Annotated in this window: 21 protein-coding genes; all 21 read right to left on the reverse strand. The window is 37.8% G+C overall.

The genetic code is table 11. From position 1 onward, the window contains the following. Positions 1 to 20 precede the first annotated feature (20 nt). The 21 genes from fliY to xerC all read right to left on the reverse strand — a co-directional run bounded on the left by fliY (position 21) and on the right by xerC (position 18,380). Positions 21 to 1,241 carry a flagellar motor switch phosphatase FliY gene (fliY, locus tag BFJ97_RS02960; protein WP_068983144.1) on the reverse strand — a complete coding sequence of 407 codons (1,221 nt, stop codon included), beginning with the start codon at positions 1,239 to 1,241 and terminating at the stop codon, positions 21 to 23. Then, positions 1,234 to 2,229: a flagellar motor switch protein FliM gene (fliM, locus tag BFJ97_RS02965; RefSeq protein ID WP_068983145.1), complete on the reverse strand. Its 996-nt coding sequence runs from the start codon at positions 2,227 to 2,229 to the stop codon at positions 1,234 to 1,236. Before fliM ends, fliY begins: the two co-directional genes overlap by 8 nt. Positions 2,230 to 2,261: 32 nt before the next feature. Beyond that, a complete protein-coding gene (gene fliL, locus BFJ97_RS02970; protein ID WP_068983146.1) occupies positions 2,262 to 2,690 on the reverse strand; it encodes a flagellar basal body-associated protein FliL in 429 nt (142 codons plus the stop codon). Next, positions 2,680 to 2,901: a flagellar FlbD family protein gene (locus BFJ97_RS02975; RefSeq protein ID WP_068983147.1), complete on the reverse strand. Its 222-nt coding sequence runs from the start codon at positions 2,899 to 2,901 to the stop codon at positions 2,680 to 2,682. Before BFJ97_RS02975 ends, fliL begins: the two co-directional genes overlap by 11 nt. Before the next feature lie 180 nt (positions 2,902 to 3,081). Further along, on the reverse strand, positions 3,082 to 4,050 hold the full coding sequence (locus tag BFJ97_RS02980) for a flagellar hook-basal body complex protein (protein ID WP_068983148.1): 969 nt from the start codon (positions 4,048 to 4,050) through the stop codon (positions 3,082 to 3,084). A gap of 78 nt (positions 4,051 to 4,128) precedes the next feature. Beyond that, on the reverse strand, positions 4,129 to 4,500 hold the full coding sequence (locus tag BFJ97_RS02985; protein ID WP_068983495.1) for a TIGR02530 family flagellar biosynthesis protein: 372 nt from the start codon (positions 4,498 to 4,500) through the stop codon (positions 4,129 to 4,131). A 15-nt stretch (positions 4,501 to 4,515) separates the two neighbouring features. Beyond that, complete coding sequence (gene flgD, locus BFJ97_RS02990; protein WP_068983149.1) at positions 4,516 to 5,199, reverse strand: flagellar hook assembly protein FlgD; 684 nt, start codon at positions 5,197 to 5,199, stop codon at positions 4,516 to 4,518. A gap of 2 nt (positions 5,200 to 5,201) precedes the next feature. Then, entirely contained in the window at positions 5,202 to 6,485 is a 1,284-nt protein-coding gene (locus tag BFJ97_RS02995; protein ID WP_254660107.1) for a flagellar hook-length control protein FliK, read from the reverse strand. A 21-nt stretch (positions 6,486 to 6,506) separates the two neighbouring features. After that, entirely contained in the window at positions 6,507 to 7,115 is a 609-nt protein-coding gene (locus BFJ97_RS03000) for a MotE family protein (protein WP_068983151.1), read from the reverse strand. 4 nt (positions 7,116 to 7,119) lie between these two features. Continuing rightward, entirely contained in the window at positions 7,120 to 7,569 is a 450-nt protein-coding gene (fliJ, locus tag BFJ97_RS03005) for a flagellar export protein FliJ (protein WP_068983152.1), read from the reverse strand. Beyond that, positions 7,570 to 8,895 carry a flagellar protein export ATPase FliI gene (gene fliI / locus BFJ97_RS03010; protein ID WP_068983153.1) on the reverse strand — a complete coding sequence of 442 codons (1,326 nt, stop codon included), beginning with the start codon at positions 8,893 to 8,895 and terminating at the stop codon, positions 7,570 to 7,572. 5 nt (positions 8,896 to 8,900) lie between these two features. Next, positions 8,901 to 9,689 (reverse strand): flagellar assembly protein FliH, encoded by a 789-nt coding sequence (fliH, locus tag BFJ97_RS03015; RefSeq protein WP_068983154.1) that lies wholly within the window; start codon positions 9,687 to 9,689, stop codon positions 8,901 to 8,903. Continuing rightward, positions 9,682 to 10,695, reverse strand: coding sequence for a flagellar motor switch protein FliG (gene fliG, locus BFJ97_RS03020; RefSeq protein WP_068983155.1), 1,014 nt, complete (start codon positions 10,693 to 10,695; stop codon positions 9,682 to 9,684). Before fliG ends, fliH begins: the two co-directional genes overlap by 8 nt. A gap of 15 nt (positions 10,696 to 10,710) precedes the next feature. After that, positions 10,711 to 12,303 carry a flagellar basal-body MS-ring/collar protein FliF gene (gene fliF, locus BFJ97_RS03025; protein WP_068983156.1) on the reverse strand — a complete coding sequence of 531 codons (1,593 nt, stop codon included), beginning with the start codon at positions 12,301 to 12,303 and terminating at the stop codon, positions 10,711 to 10,713. Positions 12,304 to 12,442: 139 nt separating this feature from the next. Further along, positions 12,443 to 12,748 (reverse strand): flagellar hook-basal body complex protein FliE, encoded by a 306-nt coding sequence (gene fliE / locus BFJ97_RS03030; RefSeq protein ID WP_068983157.1) that lies wholly within the window; start codon positions 12,746 to 12,748, stop codon positions 12,443 to 12,445. Positions 12,749 to 12,771: 23 nt separating this feature from the next. Beyond that, a complete protein-coding gene (gene flgC / locus BFJ97_RS03035; RefSeq protein WP_068983158.1) occupies positions 12,772 to 13,233 on the reverse strand; it encodes a flagellar basal body rod protein FlgC in 462 nt (153 codons plus the stop codon). Between the two features lie 3 nt (positions 13,234 to 13,236). Further along, the gene (gene flgB, locus BFJ97_RS03040) at positions 13,237 to 13,629 is read right to left on the reverse strand and encodes a flagellar basal body rod protein FlgB (protein WP_068983159.1); all 393 of its coding nucleotides are present in this window, start codon (positions 13,627 to 13,629) and stop codon (positions 13,237 to 13,239) included. Positions 13,630 to 14,646: 1,017 nt separating this feature from the next. Beyond that, positions 14,647 to 15,426, reverse strand: coding sequence for a GTP-sensing pleiotropic transcriptional regulator CodY (gene codY, locus BFJ97_RS03045; protein ID WP_068983160.1), 780 nt, complete (start codon positions 15,424 to 15,426; stop codon positions 14,647 to 14,649). An 87-nt stretch (positions 15,427 to 15,513) separates the two neighbouring features. Beyond that, on the reverse strand, positions 15,514 to 16,914 hold the full coding sequence (hslU, locus tag BFJ97_RS03050; RefSeq protein ID WP_068983161.1) for an ATP-dependent protease ATPase subunit HslU: 1,401 nt from the start codon (positions 16,912 to 16,914) through the stop codon (positions 15,514 to 15,516). Next, a complete protein-coding gene (gene hslV, locus BFJ97_RS03055; RefSeq protein ID WP_068983162.1) occupies positions 16,914 to 17,459 on the reverse strand; it encodes an ATP-dependent protease subunit HslV in 546 nt (181 codons plus the stop codon). The genes hslU and hslV overlap by 1 nt, the downstream gene beginning before the upstream one ends. Positions 17,460 to 17,480: 21 nt before the next feature. Next, positions 17,481 to 18,380 carry a tyrosine recombinase XerC gene (gene xerC / locus BFJ97_RS03060; protein WP_068983163.1) on the reverse strand — a complete coding sequence of 300 codons (900 nt, stop codon included), beginning with the start codon at positions 18,378 to 18,380 and terminating at the stop codon, positions 17,481 to 17,483. Positions 18,381 to 18,408 lie beyond the last annotated feature (28 nt).

Genomic DNA, 18,408 nt, shown 5'->3' on the forward strand with positions numbered 1-18,408 from the left:
GTTAACTCCTCCAATTGAAACTATCTTAAATTATTTAAACGCTCTGCTTGACTTAAAACATCCGTAATGCGGACACCGAAGTTTTCATCAATAACAACGACTTCACCTTTAGCGATTAAACGACTATTTACTAAAATATCAACCGGTTCACCAGCCAATTTATCTAGTTCAATAATCGAACCACTAGATAGTTCTAAAATCTCTTTTACAGAACGCTTTGTACGTCCTAACTCTACAGTAACTTGCAATGGAATATCAAGTAGCATATTTAAATTTCTAGCTTCAGGTTGCGAGATAACATTTGTATCAAAACTAGCAAACTGTGCCTGTTGAACATTGACCGGTTGAACAGGTCTTGTTGCATGAGGAATTTGTTGTTGCTCTTGATACATTGGTTGCTGTACTGGTGCTGCCTGCTGCTGATAAACTGGCGGTGCAGGCGGCGCTGATGTTACAGGTGCTTGTGGTTGCACAAGCGACGCTACTGGTGCTTCAGGCGCTATAGTTGCAGCTACAGGTTCCTCAATTGATTCTGTTTCCCCTAATAGAGATTTTACAATGTTTTGACTAAATTTAAGCGGTAATAACTGCATTAGATTTGAATCAATTAAATTTCCGATTTTCAATCTGAAGGATACTTTTACGAGTAAATCATCTTCAGGAATATTTTCTCGCCCTTCATTTTGAGAAATATTCATTAAATCAATGGTTGGTGGAGAAATATCCACTTTTTTATTGAATACTGTTGACATTGAAGTAGCCGCAGAACCCATCATTTGATTCATAGCTTCTTGAACAGCGCTTAGCTGAATTTCACCTAGGTCTGGTTTCGGATTTAAGCCATCCCCACCTAACATTAAATCAGCAATAATCGCTGCATCGGATTGCTTAATAACAAGTAAATTCATACCTGATAAGCCAATCGTATATTCAACTTGTACAGCTACATAAGGATGAGGAAATTCCTCTTCTAATTTGTTACGGTTAATCATTGAAATACTTGGGGTAGTAATATCTACTTTTTGACCTAATAACGCTGAAAGTGCTGTAGCAGAGCTACCAAAAGATATATTTCCTACTTCACCTAATGCATCTTGGGCAAACGAATCGAGATAATCCTCCACTCGTAAATCATTTATTTCTTCATTTGTAGAAGCTTCAGTGTCGCTGTTTTTATCTTCCAACGTCTCGCCCCTTAATAACGCTTCAATTTCTTCTTTGGAGAGCATTTCATCACTCATCTTCGTCTCCTCCTTTCAAAGGGTCGATAATCTGGATTGCTAATTTTTTACCGTGTTTTCCTGGTTGAACTGTGAATTTCGGTAATGTCCCTACCTTTAATAGTAACGGGTCTTCAATTTTTTGTTCTAATTGAACAACATCCCCAACTTGCATTGTGAGGAAATCCTCAATGGTAATGTCTGTAATACCTAGTTCAACGGAAAGAGGTAGTTGTGCTTGTTTCACACGTGTTTCAAGCATTTTTGTTTGCTCTGGAGACATCTCTTTTGTATTTGTCTGCATCCAATAGCGAACAGAAAGATTTGGAACAATTGGCTCCAATACAACATGCGGAATACAAATATTAATCATTCCGCTTGTCTCACCGATGATCGTATTTAATGAAATAACGACAACTGTTTCATTGGGTGAAATCATTTGTAAAAATTGAGGGTTGACCTCAAGCTCTACTAAAATCGGATCAATTTCCGCAACATTTTCCCACGCCTCGCGTAAATTATCGAATGACCTTTCAAAAAGGTTCGTCATAATCTTAGTTTCAATTTCTGTTAAGTTATCCACATTACTTTGACTCGCCCCGCTACCGCCCATTAAACGATCTAACATCGAGTAGGCAATGTTCGGATTTATTTCCATCAATATATTACCATCCAATGGTGGTACTTCAAATACATTAATGAGTGTCATATTCGGAATCGAACGTACAAACTCTTCAAATGGTATTTGGTCCACTGATGCAACAGTAATCTGCACATAGCTCCTTAGCTGTGCAGAAAAAAATGTTGTCAGTAGTCGTGCAAAATTTTCATGTATTCGGGTCAAACTTCGGATTTGATCTTTTGAGAAACGCAGTGCTCGTTTAAAGTCATATACCTTAACCTTGCGCCCTTCGTCCTCTTTTTTTATGTCGTCTGCTGACATTTCCCCTGTTGATATTGCGGAAAGCAGCGCATCTATCTCGGATTGAGATAATACATCTCCTGCCATTTGCCCACCTCCATTTCAAGCAGTTTCTTTATTTATTGAGTAATGAAGGAGGTAATATAAATCTCTTGAATTTCTCCCTCTTGCATCAATTCATTTATTCGTGTTTTTAATGATTTTTGGAAAACTTGTTTACCCTTCTTACCTTCTAAATCTTTTTGTTCCATTTCGGAAAGCTCTTGAATAACAATATCTTTCACTTGGAAGTCACGCTTTGTTAACTCGGCAGCTGCATCTTTATTTGTTGTTTGAATTTTTAAAGACACACGTACAACTTTGTTATCAGCTAGATTTGTCGTAATTTCGGGAACTTCTACAGAAGCTTCTACGATTTCATCAATTGTTGGTTCCATAGATCCTGCTGGCTTATTAAATTGGGTAAACAAAACAAACGCAATAACCCCGATAAGTATGATTGCTACTAGTACGATGATAATCATCGTTAACATTTTGTTATTCTTCATCTTCATCACCTCGTAGATGCGGGTTTGATAGTATTTGTATATTTTTATAAAAGGCTCTTACCTTTTGTCGCACCTCATCTTCACTCTGTAAAACAATGATTTTGGTTCCAGTCGTTAATGTAATGGTCGTGTCTGGGAAAGATTCGACCGTTTCTATGTATAAAGCATTCAATGTAAATGCTTTGCCATTTAGACGTGTTAGTTCAATCATTGAAATAGGGCCGGGTCTACATGAGAGCCGGCCCGACCCTCCCTCATATGAAATTATGTTTTTCTACAGTCTGAACGCCAGCTATTTCTACCAAGCTTATGTCCTAGTATTATAAGCGTTTCAATGGCTTTCCTTAACACACTTGGCGATCCAAACTGAAAATATTCCAATTATTTCAGACTATCGTTTTAAGTTTACTAACTCTTGAAGAATTTCATCTGATGTTGTAATAATACGAGTATTCGCTTGGAAACCACGTTGTGCAACAATCATCTCTGTAAATTCTTCAGACAGGTCAACGTTAGACATTTCTAGTGCACCTGGCGTAATTGTTCCCATTCCTGCTACCTTAGCTACTTGTGCGTATGGTTCACCTGAGTTCGGTGTAGGTTGGAAATAATTACTACCCACTTTTTCTAAACCACCAGCATTTGGGAACTTAGACATAATAATTTGACCAGCAAATTTTAAATCTCCGTTAAAATCCGTATAACTAATTGTACCGTCAGGACCAATATTAAATGATCGAGCAGTTGTAGGAATACGAATTGTTCCTACATTACCATCGTTTGGTTTCAATTTACCATCTTCCATTAAATTCTCACCATCTGCTCCTGAAACATCTGGCTTATCGGCTAACTTAACACCATTATCATTATTTGCATCTACAGAATAATCGTCTGCTCTTACACCAACTAAATACTTTCCTTCAGCGTTTACAAGATACCCATTTTGATCCATGTAAAAGTTTCCGGCACGCGTATATAAAATATTGCTGAATGCATCATCGCCAGTTTCTGCAATAACACCATCAGTACCTGGTGGTGTTCCATCTGCTACCATAAAGAATCCTTCACCATCAATTGCAAGGTCAAGTCCCCTATTTGTTGTTTGGCGTGAACCAGATCCGTGAACTGTGTCTATTGCAGCAAGTGTTGAACCAAGTCCAACTTGCATTGGATTCGTTCCTCCACTAGTAGCTGTTGGCCCAGAAGCACCTGCTGATGTTTGGGACATAATATCTTTAAAAATTACACGTCCCTTTTTAAAGCCATGTGTATTAACATTTGCAATATTATTACCAATAACATCTAGCTTTGTTTGGAAGTTTTTAAGACCTGAAATACCTGAATACATAGAACGTAACATAATACCGTTCTCCCTTCATTTAAAATTGTGCGCATCTATCAATCAGCACACCTAGGCTTCCTTTCAAAGGTCCAGCCCTTACAGCACGATTGTGCCATCAATATTTGTAAATATTTGTTGCTTTGCTTCCGTGCGGTCCATTGCTGTAATGACAGTAGCGTTTTTAGCACTGACAATTAAAGCTGCTTGATCCATCAAGACTAATGGTTGTTTAACACCTTTTGAGTGCGCTTCAAATACCTTGTCTGATACAACTTGCCATTCTTGTTCAGAAATCGCTATATTACGCTCGATAATACGTTCATTCGCGTGCTTGCTCACTTTTAGTTCTTGTTGGTTAGTAGCATCCTGTAAATGAGCCTTAAACGATTGCTGTGATTTTAATGGCGTAGGTTGTGTCTGGCGAATAGATGGATGCAATGGTACACGATGAATTGAAAACTTATCCATCATTCTTCTCCACCTTTATTCGCTTATTACGGTAAAATCTTTATCTATTAATTTTTTATCATTGTCTAATACATAATGAATGACGCCATCTTTATTCGTTACAGAAACGATTCGTCCTTGTAGTTCCTGGTCGCCTTCCTTATAAGTAACCTTTTTACCGATTAACTTACTTGCCTGAACAAGCGGGGATTCTGGTACCGTATTATCATTGGATCCCGTTCCTGAACTACCTAAAATTGCTGAAATATTGCCAGGGGTAATTTCCTTACCATCCTCTAATACAAACTTAACATTACCATCTACAAAGTTAATAGATTTAATTACACCCGAACCTTCTTTAATAATCGGCTTCTTTTCTCCATCTAACTCTTCTGTAATCTCATGCCACTTCACTTCTTTACCAATAAATGTTGAATAATTCATCATCTGTGTTTGTTGTTGTGATAGCAGTAAGGACTCCATTGCTTTTGTCATATTTTGCATTTGCTCTAAAGAAGAAAATTGTGCCATTTGAGCAATGAATTCTCGGTCGTCCATAGGATTGGTTGGATCCTGGTGTTGTAATTGTGTAATTAATAATTGTAGAAAAGCATCCTTACCAAGTTCGCTATTACCTGTTTGCCTAGTCGGTGGAGTATAGCTCGAGTGGTAAAGATTATCTGATATTTTAGTACCTGTAGTCGCTGGTGTTTCTGCCATTATTACACCTCCTCACTTATTAAATATTCACTAAAGGACTTGCTTTCATCTTCATCTTCGCTTTTTTGCTCCTGGTCATCTTCTTGCTGTTGCTTAAAGAAATTGTTGAAGAAGCTTTGGTCGCGTTGTTGGCGATCTGCATCTTGCAATGACTGGGCAATATCGAGACGGTCAACTTGAATATTTTGCTGTACAAAGGCTTGCTTAAGTTGATGTGCCTGACTATCTAGTAATTCACGTCCATGAGCAGTTGAAGCAAGTAGTCGTGCTGAGAGGACTCCATCATTTTGCACAAGCTCGATGCGAATTGTTCCTAGATTTTCCGGGTACAATTTCAGTGTTAAGCGTGTAATTCCTTGTGCATTAGAGATTTGCGCTCTATTGATGATCGCTTGCATCTCTTTCAGTAATGCCTCAGACTGTGCTGGTTTTGCAGCTGGCAGTGTAACTTGGAATGAGTCTGCTTTTGTTTGGACTGTATTGGCAGTCACCATTTCATTAGCACTTGTGTCAGTCTGCTTTGTAACTTGAACTTGCTGCACTACTTGCTGGAAGCCCTGTAATGGAAGAGTTACTGTTGTTTTAGTTGTTACTTGCTGAGCAGTTTGAATCGTCTCTACTTGTGTTTGCATTGTAGTTAAAAAACTCTTAACGTTAGTTAGCAAGCTCTCTTGTTGACCTGTTAAGTCTGTTTTCTGCCCTACTAATTGTGCTAACTTCAACACTTGAAGTAATTGTGTTGCTTCTTTCGGCGTTACTTGACCTTCACCTTGCAAAGCTGCTACAACTTGTGCTTGAAGCATTGGTGCCTGGGCATCTACTAGCGATAAAAGCTCCCATACATCACTTGCTTCTTTATCTTCTCCTAGCAACTGTTGAACTAGTTTTTGAAGCTGCTCAGAATCAATTCCTACTGCATCCATTAAATTTTCTAGATTTAGCATTTCATCTATCCCAACAGCTTTGCCTTCCTCACCAACTTGAAGCATTAACAAACCATCGTCGTGTGGAATATCTAGTAAGTCTAGTACATCCTCAATGGATTCAGCGTTTAAAACTTCTGTTAATTCTGCTGTATCTTTTGTTTCTGTTGATTGTTCAGACTGCTGTGTTTGATTTGAAGAAGAAATAATTTGTCCAAAAACAGAACCAAACGTTGAGAGATTTTCTTTCTTCGACGTTTCACTTGCTTTCACATCGGCATTGCCCGCTGGTCCAGGTTTGGTAGCGGCTGTTTTAGTTGGTATAGTCTTAGACATCATTTGCATCATTGTCACATCCATCATTTCACCTCCTTTCTTGTTTCCTTATTGCTTAGCCATCATTTCTGTATATTTCGCTGCATCTTGTGGATCCATTTTTTCTAAAATCGCTGCTACTTTATCCGGTTTTAAGTTTGTTAAAATACGTAGTGCTTCAACATCGCTCATTTTAACAAGCACTGGCGCTGCTGCTTTAGGAGACATCTTATCATAAGTTTTTAAAATGTCATTAAAGTCACGTTTTACGTCATCTTGCTCTCTACTTATTTTTTCAGTTTCAAATTTCAGCTGATCATTTTCTGTCTTTAACTTTTCTTTTTCAGTTGTTGCCGTATCTAATTTTTTTTGCAGTTGAGCGATTTCCGCTTCTTTTTCTTGTATATCAGCCTGTAATTTTACTACCTTCGAATCATTATTAACAACAGCATCTTTTGCTTGTTGTTCTTCTGAAGGTACGAATGGTAAGCTTTCATATGCCTTCTTTCCTAAATCAAAGACATTCGTATTCATTAGTGTTGCAACAACAAGTAGAATCGCTACTACAAACATAATAGGTATTACAAACCACATAAAAAACTTTCGGAACCCACCTGATTTTCGTTTAGATGGTTGTTCTTCTAACTCCGTTGTAAATCGATTATCTTTTTTTGCCATGAAATCACCTGATTTCTCTCTTGTTATACGTAAGTGATGAAATCTCATCTAAAAAAATGCCTTCAATGCGATCCTGTTCTTGCTGGAATAACTTAAAATCTTTCTCTCGCATTTTTTCAAATTTACGTACTTCCAAGTTTTTTTCTAATAATTTTTCTTCGTGCCAATTCATTTTTGCACGAGCTTGTACAACTTTTTGCTGTACATCAGTAATTGTTTTTTCGAGACTATCGATAAATCGGGCATAATGATGAATCTCCTCTATTGATGAACCCACAGATAAACGATCCTGCTGAAAGTCTAGTAAATCTTCTTTCTTTTTTAGCAAACTATATAGCTTTGATGCTATCTCTTCAAAAGAACGTACAGATTCTTTATAGGCCATTTCAGTTTCATTTTTTTCCTGCTCTCGAATGGTTAATACTTTTTCAAAACGATATATATAACTTGTCATCTATTTGCCACCACCGTTCGATAATGTAATTAACTCATTCTTACTTTCCTCAAGCGTCACTTTTTCCAAATAGCCCTGCTTTAAATAAGAGGTAATAAGAGGTTCATAGTAAATCGCTTCATCAATTTCTTTTGATGTTCCCCGCTTATAAGCACCGATGTTAATTAAATCCTCCGACTTGTCATATGTATAATAGAGCTCTCTTAAACGTTCTGCAGCCTTTTTATGCTCTGGCTCTGCCACATGATTCATTAAACGGCTGACGCTTTTTAATACATTAATAGCTGGATATTGACCTTTATTAGCAAGGTTTCGATCAAGAACAATATGGCCATCTAATATCCCTCGTACAGTATCTGCAATTGGTTCGTTCATATCATCCCCATCTACTAATACTGTATAAAAGGCAGTAATAGTGCCCTTCTCATTAGTACCTGTGCGCTCTAATAGTTTAGGTAAAATCGCAAATACAGATGGTGTGTATCCTTTTTGAGCTGGTGGTTCACCTGTCGCAAGGCCAATCTCTCGCTGTGCCATAGCAACACGTGTCACAGAATCCATCATCAACATTACATTTAAACCACGATTTCTAAAATACTCTGCAATCGCCGTTGCGGTAAAAGCCCCTTTAATTCGCATCAGTGCAGGCTGATCAGAAGTAGCAGCTACAACTATTGATCGACTTAAACCTTCTTTTCCTAAATCACGCTCTATAAACTCACGTACTTCACGTCCACGCTCTCCAATAAGTGCGATAACGTTTAAATCGGCTTGCGTATTTCGCGCAATCATTCCGAGCAATGTACTTTTCCCGACCCCAGAACCAGCGAAAATACCTACACGTTGTCCACTTCCGACTGTTAGCATACCATCAATCGCTTTAACCCCAACTTCAAGTCTTTCATCAATCGGTGGACGTGTCAGTGGATTTGGTGGGTCCTGCTCTGTCGGTACTGTCATTAACCCTTTTGGTAATACAGTTCCATCTATTGGATTTCCCATAGAATCAAGTACCTTACCGATGAGCTCAGGACCCACTTTTATCTCTAGTGGTGCTCCAGTACCTTCAACTAGGCAGCCAATGGATATTTCTCGAAGAGATGTATAAGGCATTAAGACGACAATTTCATCTTTGAACCCAACAACCTCTGCTAAGATGATTTGATGGCCATTTTTTGAAGTTTCCACATGAATTTTACAGACATCACCAATGGAACTATCTGGACCTTGCGACTCAATCATCAAGCCGACAACTCTAGTTACTCTACCAAATTTCTTAAAGGTTGGCATTTGAGGAATTTGTTTGATTAATTGAGCCGTTTTCATCTAGATCATTCCTTACTTTCTAATATTTCATGTAGCTTCAATCTTAGTTCATTTAATTGCTCATCAATACTTACAACAATACGCCCATGATTTGTTTCGATATAACAATCTGTTTCGTTTTCTAAATCCTCATTTACAAAAATCATAAATGGTACGTCTGTTGGGAACATTTCAGCTAGTTCATCTCGATTTGAAGTAATTAATGCATAGTAGGTAGGTGAAACATAAATTTTTATTTCTTTCATTTCTCTAGCTTCTTTAAGCCCTCTGCGAACGATAGAAACAAATAATTCATTGTCTCGCTCTAAAGATGCATCAATAATTCGCGCTGCTGCAGTTAACCCTAGCTCTAAAATAATCGCTTCCTGATCTTCAATATATTTTCGTGCATTTTCTTTAGCCTGAAGGATTACTTCATTGGCTGTTTGGAGAGAATGTGCCATCGCTTCATTCGCTTTATTTGTCCCATCCTCATAGCCTTGACCAAATCCTTCATCATAAGCTTCTTGCACTCGATTAGGTCGTTCTTCTTCCCAACTTTGCTTTAAATGCTCAATTTCCTGAAAGAACATTTGCTTCTCTTGTTCAAAAGCCTCACGCTCAGCCTGCAAAATAGCTCTAGCCTCTGCAAATAAACGTTCGCGCTCTTCAAGCACTTCTTCCATAGTAATTTGTTTTTGAGGTGAAATTTCACCATCTTCTACCTCTTGCATCTCAAACATGTCACGAATTTGAATCTTTTTGACATGATCGCCATTGGACTGTGTGTATACAGAACGGATGATTCTAGACAATGACGTCATCTCCTCCACCGCGTGCAATAATAATCTCACCAGCATCCTCTAAGCGACGAATGACCGCAACAATTCGAGATTGCGCCTCCTCTACGTCACGCAAACGTACAGGTCCCATAATCTCCATTTCTTCTTTAAATGTATCAGCCATACGTTGTGACATATTGCGGAAAATAATATCTTTTACTTCTTCGCTTGAAACTTTCATTGAAAGCAGCAAATCTTCATTTTCACAATCACGAATAACACGTTGAATCGAGCGGTTGTCGAGTGTAACAATATCCTCGAATACAAACATACGTTTTTTGATTTCTTCTGCAAGCTCTGGATCTTGAATTTCGAGTGCATCGAGAATCGTTTTTTCCGTTTGTCGGTCTACACCATTTAACACTTCAACAACTGCATCAACGCCACCTGTTTCTGTGTAATCCTGTGTAACTGTCGATGATAATTTACGTTCTAAAACAGATTCAATTTCACTAATAACTTCTGGTGAAGTTGATTCCATTACAGCTATACGTTTAGCAATATCAGCCTGAACTTCCTGCGGTAATGACGATAAAATAACACCCGCTTGCCCCGCTTCTAAATAAGAGAGAATAAGGGCAATTGTTTGTGGATGTTCATTTTGAATAAAGTTGAAAATTTGTGCTGGATCAGCTTTACGCGCAAAGTCAAATGGACGCACTTGTAAAGATGATGTTAGACGATTAATAATTGTTTGCGCCTGTTCTACCCCAAGTGCTTTTTCCAATACTGTCTTCGCGTAACCAATACCACCCTGTGTAATATAATCTTGTGCAAGTGCAATATTGTGGAATTCTTCAATAATTTCCTCTTTAACATTTGCTTCTACTTTTTTAACGCTTGAAATCTCTAATGTTAAACGTTCAATTTCTTCCTCTGTTAAATGTTTATAAACAGCAGCTGAAACCTCAGGCCCTAATGAAATTAACAAGAGAGCGGCCTTTTGTTTTCCGGTTAATTCCTTTTCTTTCTTGGACACAGCCGAACCTCCTAGTTAGTCTTCCGCAATCCAACTACGCAGTAACTTCGCAAAATCGTCTGGCTTTTCTTTTGCCATTTTTTCAAGCTGCTTACGACGCATTGTAGCTTCCGTTTCAATTTCTTCATTAATATCTTCAATCATTAGTTCTTCTTGTTCTTCTAGGATGCTAAACTCTTCTTCTTCCTTCGCACGTTTACGTGAACGGATAATGAAGAATGCAAGCAATAATATTACAGCTAGTAATATTCCGCCAATTACCCAAACCCACCATGGGATAATAGATTTTTCGCTAACTGCATCTGTTGCTTTACCATTTAAAGGTTGTACTGAAACAGCTACTTTTTCATCAATTTGATCTTGAGTAAGCTCTGCTGCTACATCTTTAGAAATCGTCGTACGAACAATAGTACTTAAAATTTTCTCGATATCCTGTTGAACCCCATCTGGTAATGACGCTGCTTCAGTTGCTGTCGGAGGTTCAACAATTACTTGGATACCAATATCTTGGATTTTATATGGTGCCTCTTGGATTTCTTTGCGTATACGGTTTACATCATTATTAATTGTTTCTTCAGAACGCTCATAATCCCCGTTACCTGTTGCACCTTCGTTATAAGTTGTAAAGTTATCTGTCGTCGTTTCAGCTTCAGGTGTTCCAGTTGCAGCAGCTCCTGTACCAGAATATTGCTCTGTTATACGTTGGGCACTAATAGCAATCCCTTCCATGTTCTCTTCATCAACTGGAGAAACTAGGTTTTCTTCACGATTTTCTTTTTTAAAATCGATGTCTGTTGTCACAGAAACTATTACTTTGTCTTGTCCCATAAGTGTACCTAACATAGTTTGCACTTGACGTTGTAGATCACGCTCAACCATTTTCTTCGCCTGTAACTGACCTTCAGCTGTCGTTGTTGAAGTTCCATCAGCCGTAGTAGCATTCAAATCAAAGTACTCAGAGAATTGATTAGATATAACGATATTTTCTGTTTTTAAATTTGGTACACTTTTTGCTACTAAGTTGTACATAGTGGCAGTTTGTTGCTCGGTAAATTTATAGCCAGGGTCTGTATTCAATACGATAGATGCTGTCGCTTCCTCTTTTGTATCATTCAAGAAAACTCCTTCTTCAGGAACATTTATCATTACCTTTGCATCTTTTACACCTTCTAGATTTTTAATGAGTTTGGCAATTTCTGTTTCAGTTGCTGCCTTTTTTAATAAGTTAAACTCATTATCCGTCATACCAAATCCAGAGCTGTTCGCAAATGAGTAATCAATCGTTCCTGTTTGCGGATATCCTTCCGAAGCTAATTGCACTAACAATGCATCAACTTGTTCCTGAGGCACTAAAATTGCTGTCCCCCCGGGTGCAATTTCATATTTTACACCTTGGGAATCCAACGCTTCCTTTACTTGACCGATTTCTCTAGTCGATAAATCTTTATAAAGTGGTACATATGTAGTTTTTGTAGCAAAAAGTGTAATAACGGCAGCAAGCACTAAAATACCTACTACTGAACTAATCATTACAATTTTTTGTTTTTTACTACGACTTGTCCAAAATTGGCCGGTGTCGTTTTTTATTTTCGTCAATCGTTCATTCATTATGAATCCTCCGGTTATAGTGAATAACCTATCCATCTAATAATTCGCGAAAACAGTGACATCCCGCCACATTCATTTAGTCAAAATTGCGGGATAAAATCTTTACTTCAATAGTGAGTGAATCACTTGTTTAATAAAGTTAGACACTCATTCGCATTATTTCTTGGTAAGCTTCAATCACCTTATTGCGAACTTCCATTGTTGCATTTAATGTAATACTCGCTTTTTGTGATGCAATCATCACTTCGTGCAACTCTACATCTTCACCAGCAATTAGCTTTTGAGTAAGATTATCAGAAGTAATTTGTTGGTCATTAACTTTCGCTATCGCTTCTTTTAACGAGTTCGCAAAGCTTTGTTGTGCTTCATAAGGTGTCGTGTTAAGTTTATTTGTTTCTTTTACAACCTGTGTAGGTGTCATTAGTGAAACGGACGAAATTGCCATTATGTATCTTCCTTTCTTCTTATTTATTTACCAATCTCTAAAGCTTTTGTCAGCATAGACTTATTTGCATTCAATACAGTTACGTTTGCCTCGTAGGAACGAGTGGCTGACATTAAATCTACCATCTCTTTTAATGGATCTACATTTGGCATATTTACATAGCCATCTGCGTTAGCATCTGGATGAGTTGGATCATACACAAGTTTGAAAGGTGTTTCTCTATCTTCTTTTATTTGTGTAACTTTTACGCCGTTGCCAACGCCGCTTTTCGCATTTTTCCCAAGTGCGGCATTATAGAACTTTGAAAACTGTCCTTCTTGAGCTGTTAATGTCACAGACTTCCGGCGGTATGGTTCCCACTCCCCATTCACTTGTCTAGCACGCGTTGTATCCATGCCTGCCATATTAGAAGAAATGACATCCATTCGTAAACGCTGCGCTGTTAAAGCTGAGGCAGTGGTATTCATTCCATGAAAAATAGACATTTATTACTTACCTCCTTTAATAACAGTGTTTAATGTGTTTAACTTACCGTTCATACGGTCAATTAATGCATTGTAATAGATTTGATTTTCTGCCATTTTCACCTGTTCTGCATCCATATCTACAGCATTACCATTATTTCGATAACGCAAGCCATCTACATTATTTACACCTGGTGTAGATTGTCGAATCGTAAAATCATAATGTCTATTATCAGTACGATATGCCGAAATTGATATTTGTTGTTCTTTCTCCAACATATCCTTAAAACTTACATTTTTCGCCTTATAATTCGGTGTATCGACATTCGCAATATTATTGGCGATTGTTTTATGATTCAAAGTTGCATAGGAAAGTCCGTTTTCCAGGCTACTAATAGTTCCTCCAAATAAATTCAAAACCATTCACCTCATTTATTTCTTTTTATGTATTTCTTGTTTTATCCAATAATACAATTGTAATTAAGATGATACGTTGTGTCTATTGTCTTTTGTCACTTTTTGATAGTCTTTACGACCCATTTTTCACCTCGCCTAACCAGGACAATATTGCCGGAACCCTTGATCCGCCTGCTTTCGCGAGGATTCTACAAACTCTAGTAATTTTACACTATTTCGACAGTGTTTAAGGGCATAGTATCAGATTATTCCCTTTTTTTCACTTTATCGCATTCGACACGATGTCTAATTTAAGGTTCATTTTTACTACTTCCGAGTATTATACTGAATATTCCGTTAACTACAGGAAGAATTTTCTACCATTCCAGACACGTAACAAAAGAGGTATTCGCAACATTCTTTTTTTATGCTAATAGTAGTGGAATTTTAATGACAATATTTAGGGAGAAAGCAACGGAGTTATTCAAGTTATAGAACTCAGGATTATTTAAGTTAATTTACGCTTCATCTTTTAGCACTACTTTACCCATATTAACGGGCAGTAATCAGTAATTTATCTGTACCGAAAGCGAATCGTCAGATACAAGACTCCTACCGCGAAATTCGACACAAAAGACTAATTGTTGAAAACTAATAATCAGTCGGGATAAAGACAAACTCACCGATTAGAGCTTCACTATATTGTGTTGTTTACTAGGAACTGTTAGCAAAAGACAAGGGTGTCCATTCTGTTGAGAAGGAATGGACACTTATGAAGCTAAACCGCCGAATACGAGCCTGAGTGTATGGGTGCGGGAGGTCGACTAGTCAATTAATGGCTAGTGTCCTACTCGATTATTAAGAAGAGAGTAGATGCCTTTATAGATGATTGGTGTAAATTACATCGTTCCTACTATCAAGCCTGCAGTGGACTGTCACCACCAAGTTATTGCGCATTTAAGCACATAAAAAAAGCATCTGGAACAAAATCGCTCCAGATGTTTTGTAAAGTTCCCATGATCTAAAGGGAACTTATCATTATTTCATTTTAATTTCCGCTAATGCATTTAAGAATTTGTCGTTTAGTACTTTAATGTAAGTACCTTTCATACCTAGAGAGCGCGATTCAATGACACCTGCAGATTCTAGTTTACGTAATGCATTTACGATTACCGAACGTGTAATACCTACTCGGTCTGCAATTTTTGAAGCAACAAGTAAACCTTCATGTCCATCAAGTTCTTCAAAAATATGTTCAATAGCTTCTAACTCACTGTAAGAAAGAGAATTTATCGCCATTTGTACAACCGCTTTACTACGTGCTTCCTCTTCGATTTCCTCAGATTTCTCACGTAAAATTTCCATACCAACAACTGTTGCACCATATTCAGCTAAAATTAAATCATCATCCTCAAATTGTGCAGCTAAACGAGCAAGAATTAACGTTCCTAGACGCTCACCACCACCAACAATCGGTACGATCGTTGTTAACGCATTTTGGAACAACTCTTTGTTTTCAACTGGGAAAGCAGTGTGTTCGTCATGAATATCTAGATTTGAAGATGTCTCAGAAATTGTAAACAAGCTATGTGTGTATTCTTCTGGGAATTGTCGCTCTTCGAACATCTTTTTCATACGTTCATTTTCAATTTGTTGATGAATTGAAATACCTAAAAGTTTCCCTTTACGGCTTACAATATATACATTACTGTCTATAATGTCTCCTAATGTATCTGCCATTTCTTTAAAGTTTACTGGCTTACCAGCAGATGCCTGGAGCATTGAGTTAATTTTACGTGTTTTTTCTAATAAATTCATTATATGTTCCTCCTATAAATAATCCGAAGAGTATTTACTTAATATTCTAAAGGTTTTTACAACCGAATGATACTATTTTGACTTATTTTACAATATAAACTGTGACAAATCTTTGTTTTTTACTATACCCGCAAGTTTTTGATCGACATATGCAGCCGTGATTGGAATATTTGCAGGTGCAATTTCAGATGCTTCAAATGACAATTCTTCTAACAAGCGTTCTAAAATTGTGTGCAAACGTCGAGCTCCTATATTATCAGTCTCCTGATTAACCTCGGTAGCAATTTCAGCAATTCGTTCAATCGCATCTTCCGTAAAGTTTATTTCTACACCCTCTGTTTCTAATAATGCCTTATATTGCAGAATAAGTGATTGATCTGGTTCTTGCAAAATACGTACAAAATCTTGTTTCGATAATTTTTCAAGCTCTACGCGAATCGGGAATCGACCTTGCAATTCGGGAATTAAATCTGACGGCTTTGACATATGAAATGCTCCTGCAGCAACGAAAAGCATAAAGTCAGTCTTTACAGCACCGTACTTCGTCGTTACAGTAGAACCTTCAACGATTGGTAGAATATCACGTTGTACACCCTCACGTGATACATTTGCAGAAGAGTTACCTTCTTTACTAGCAATTTTATCAATTTCATCAATAAAAATAATTCCTGACTGTTCAGCTCTTGAAATGGCTTCTTGTGCAACTTCGTCGGCATCTATCAGCTTATTTGCTTCCTCGATTGTTAAAATACGTCGCGCATCTTTCACTTGAAGACGGCGTTTCTTCTGCTTTTTAGGCATTAAACTAGATAGCATATCTTGCATGCCATTGTTTGCAGACATATCCATGCCCGTTCCTTGTAATGCATCAAAAATAGAAGGATTTTGTTCCGTCACTTCAACGGTAACCCATTCATTTTCCAATTTACCGTTCCGTAAATCAATCGCGATTTGCGCACGTTTAGAGCGCACCTCGGTCTCTTCAGATGAAGTATCGTCATTTGTTTGCTGATCTTTACCACCAAACAACATTTCAAACGGATTTTGCATGGATTGTTTTTTTCGTAAAGAAGGAACCAATAGCTTAACTATTGCTTCGTTGGCTAATTCTTCTGCTTGTTCCTTCACAGACTCCATCATTTCTTCTTTTACAAGACGATGTGAAGCTTCTACTACATCACGTACCATCGACTCTACATCGCGTCCAACATACCCTACTTCTGTAAACTTTGTTGCTTCGACCTTTACAAATGGCGCATTCGTTAACTTCGCAATTCTTCTAGCAATTTCTGTTTTTCCGACACCTGTAGGTCCAATCATTAAAATATTTTTCGGAATTACTTCAGCCTTCATATCATCACTTAGCAGCGAGCGACGATAACGATTACGTAATGCAATAGCCACTGCTCGCTTTGCCTCATTTTGCCCAACGATATAACGATCCAAATGCTCAGTAATTTGTCTTGGCGTTAAATTATTTTGTTTCATTAGTTAAGCGCCTCCACGATAATATTATGATTCGTAAATACACAAATCTCGGCAGCAGTTTCCAATGCCGCCTCCGCGATTTCGCGAGCAGACATTGTTTCACCCGCATATTTTTTTAAGGCACGACCTGCTGATAATGCATAGTTACCCCCAGAACCTATTGCCAAAATACCATCATCTGGTTCAATTACTTCCCCCGTACCTGAAACAAGTAGGAGCGTAGTTTTATCCATTACAAGTAGCATAGCCTCTAATTGACGTAGCATTTTATCACCGCGCCACTGTTTGGCAACTTCCACTGCTGCACGTTGTAAGTTGCCATTGTATTCATTTAGCTTTCCTTCAAACATCTCAAAAAGCGTAAAAGCATCTGCAACTGATCCTGCAAATCCAGCAAGCACCTGCCCATTAAACAGACGTCTGACCTTCCTTGCTGTACCTTTCATCACAACCGAATTCCCTAGGGTTACTTGACCATCACCAGCCATAGCGCAACTTCCATTATGATGAACCGCAAATATCGTTGTCGCATGAATTTGTCCCATTTGCCTTCCTCCTTAGCTCTATTATGCCCTTGGATGAGCATTCATATATGTTTGACGAAGATGCTCTTTTGTTACATGTGTGTAAACTTGCGTAGAAGATAAATGTGCGTGGCCTAATAATTCCTGTACCGTTCGTAAATCAGCGCCATTATTCAATAAATGTGTGGCAAAAGTATGACGAAGCATATGTGGATATATTTTCGTATGAAGCGAGGCCTTGTCAATCATTTCTGTTAAAATATGACGTACACCTCGTGGAGTAAGTTCCCCACCACGCATGTTGACAAACAATTGCTGATGACCTGTTTTTTTCATCAATCGTGGACGAGCTTGCTCTATGTAATCCTGCATGGCTAAACTCGCAAATTGACCGAATGGAATAATACGTTCTTTTCGCCCTTTCCCCATTACCCTAATAATCGAATAATGGAAATCCACATCTTCTACTTGTATAGAAGTGAGCTCACTTACACGAATACCTGTCGCATATAACAGCTCTAATATAGCTGTATTTCTTAATGATTTCAAATCATCGCCAGCATTCGCATCAAATAGTTGCTTCAATTCTTCTTCGTAGAAAAAACTAGGTAAACGTGATTCTTTTTTTGGATGATATAGTGATCTAAACGCTCCATCATCTAATCCGTATTGTCTATTTAGAAAACGAAAAAAGGAGCGTATTGAGGAAATTTTTCTTGAAACAGATGATCTAGCTCTTTTTTCATCATACAACTTTGTTACATAAAGACGTGCATGTATATACTCAACACTTGCTAAATCATTTACGTCCTCCGCCTGTAAAAACGCTAAAAAATCTAGTAGATCTGATTCATATTCTCGCACTGTATGAACAGAGAAGTTCTTTTCAACTTGGATGTAAAGCATGAACTGTTCAAGTGCATCTTGGGACGAAACTAACATGAAAGATTCACCACCAACGAATTATTGA

The sequence above is a fragment of the Lysinibacillus xylanilyticus genome, assembly GCF_001708185.1.
Taxonomy (GTDB): domain Bacteria; phylum Bacillota; class Bacilli; order Bacillales_A; family Planococcaceae; genus Lysinibacillus; species Lysinibacillus xylanilyticus_A.

Excerpts from the sequence above, each read along its gene's own strand:
- fliY (WP_068983144.1), bottom strand. The coding sequence starts at position 1,241 with ATGAGTGATGAAATGCTCTCCAAAGAAGAAATTGAAGCGTTATTAAGG.
- fliM (WP_068983145.1), bottom strand. The coding sequence starts at position 2,229 with ATGGCAGGAGATGTATTATCTCAATCCGAGATAGATGCGCTGCTTTCC.
- fliL (WP_068983146.1), bottom strand. The coding sequence starts at position 2,690 with ATGAAGAATAACAAAATGTTAACGATGATTATCATCGTACTAGTAGCA.
- BFJ97_RS02975 (WP_068983147.1), bottom strand. The coding sequence starts at position 2,901 with ATGATTGAACTAACACGTCTAAATGGCAAAGCATTTACATTGAATGCT.
- BFJ97_RS02980 (WP_068983148.1), bottom strand. The coding sequence starts at position 4,050 with ATGTTACGTTCTATGTATTCAGGTATTTCAGGTCTTAAAAACTTCCAA.
- BFJ97_RS02985 (WP_068983495.1), bottom strand. The coding sequence starts at position 4,500 with ATGGATAAGTTTTCAATTCATCGTGTACCATTGCATCCATCTATTCGC.
- flgD (WP_068983149.1), bottom strand. The coding sequence starts at position 5,199 with ATGGCAGAAACACCAGCGACTACAGGTACTAAAATATCAGATAATCTT.
- BFJ97_RS02995 (WP_254660107.1), bottom strand. The coding sequence starts at position 6,485 with ATGATGGATGTGACAATGATGCAAATGATGTCTAAGACTATACCAACT.
- BFJ97_RS03000 (WP_068983151.1), bottom strand. The coding sequence starts at position 7,115 with ATGGCAAAAAAAGATAATCGATTTACAACGGAGTTAGAAGAACAACCA.
- fliJ (WP_068983152.1), bottom strand. The coding sequence starts at position 7,569 with ATGACAAGTTATATATATCGTTTTGAAAAAGTATTAACCATTCGAGAG.
- fliI (WP_068983153.1), bottom strand. The coding sequence starts at position 8,895 with ATGAAAACGGCTCAATTAATCAAACAAATTCCTCAAATGCCAACCTTT.
- fliF (WP_068983156.1), bottom strand. The coding sequence starts at position 12,303 with ATGAATGAACGATTGACGAAAATAAAAAACGACACCGGCCAATTTTGG.
- fliE (WP_068983157.1), bottom strand. The coding sequence starts at position 12,748 with ATGGCAATTTCGTCCGTTTCACTAATGACACCTACACAGGTTGTAAAA.
- flgC (WP_068983158.1), bottom strand. The coding sequence starts at position 13,233 with ATGTCTATTTTTCATGGAATGAATACCACTGCCTCAGCTTTAACAGCG.
- codY (WP_068983160.1), bottom strand. The coding sequence starts at position 15,426 with ATGAATTTATTAGAAAAAACACGTAAAATTAACTCAATGCTCCAGGCA.
- hslU (WP_068983161.1), bottom strand. The coding sequence starts at position 16,914 with ATGAAACAAAATAATTTAACGCCAAGACAAATTACTGAGCATTTGGAT.
- hslV (WP_068983162.1), bottom strand. The coding sequence starts at position 17,459 with ATGGGACAAATTCATGCGACAACGATATTTGCGGTTCATCATAATGGA.
- xerC (WP_068983163.1), bottom strand. The coding sequence starts at position 18,380 with ATGTTAGTTTCGTCCCAAGATGCACTTGAACAGTTCATGCTTTACATC.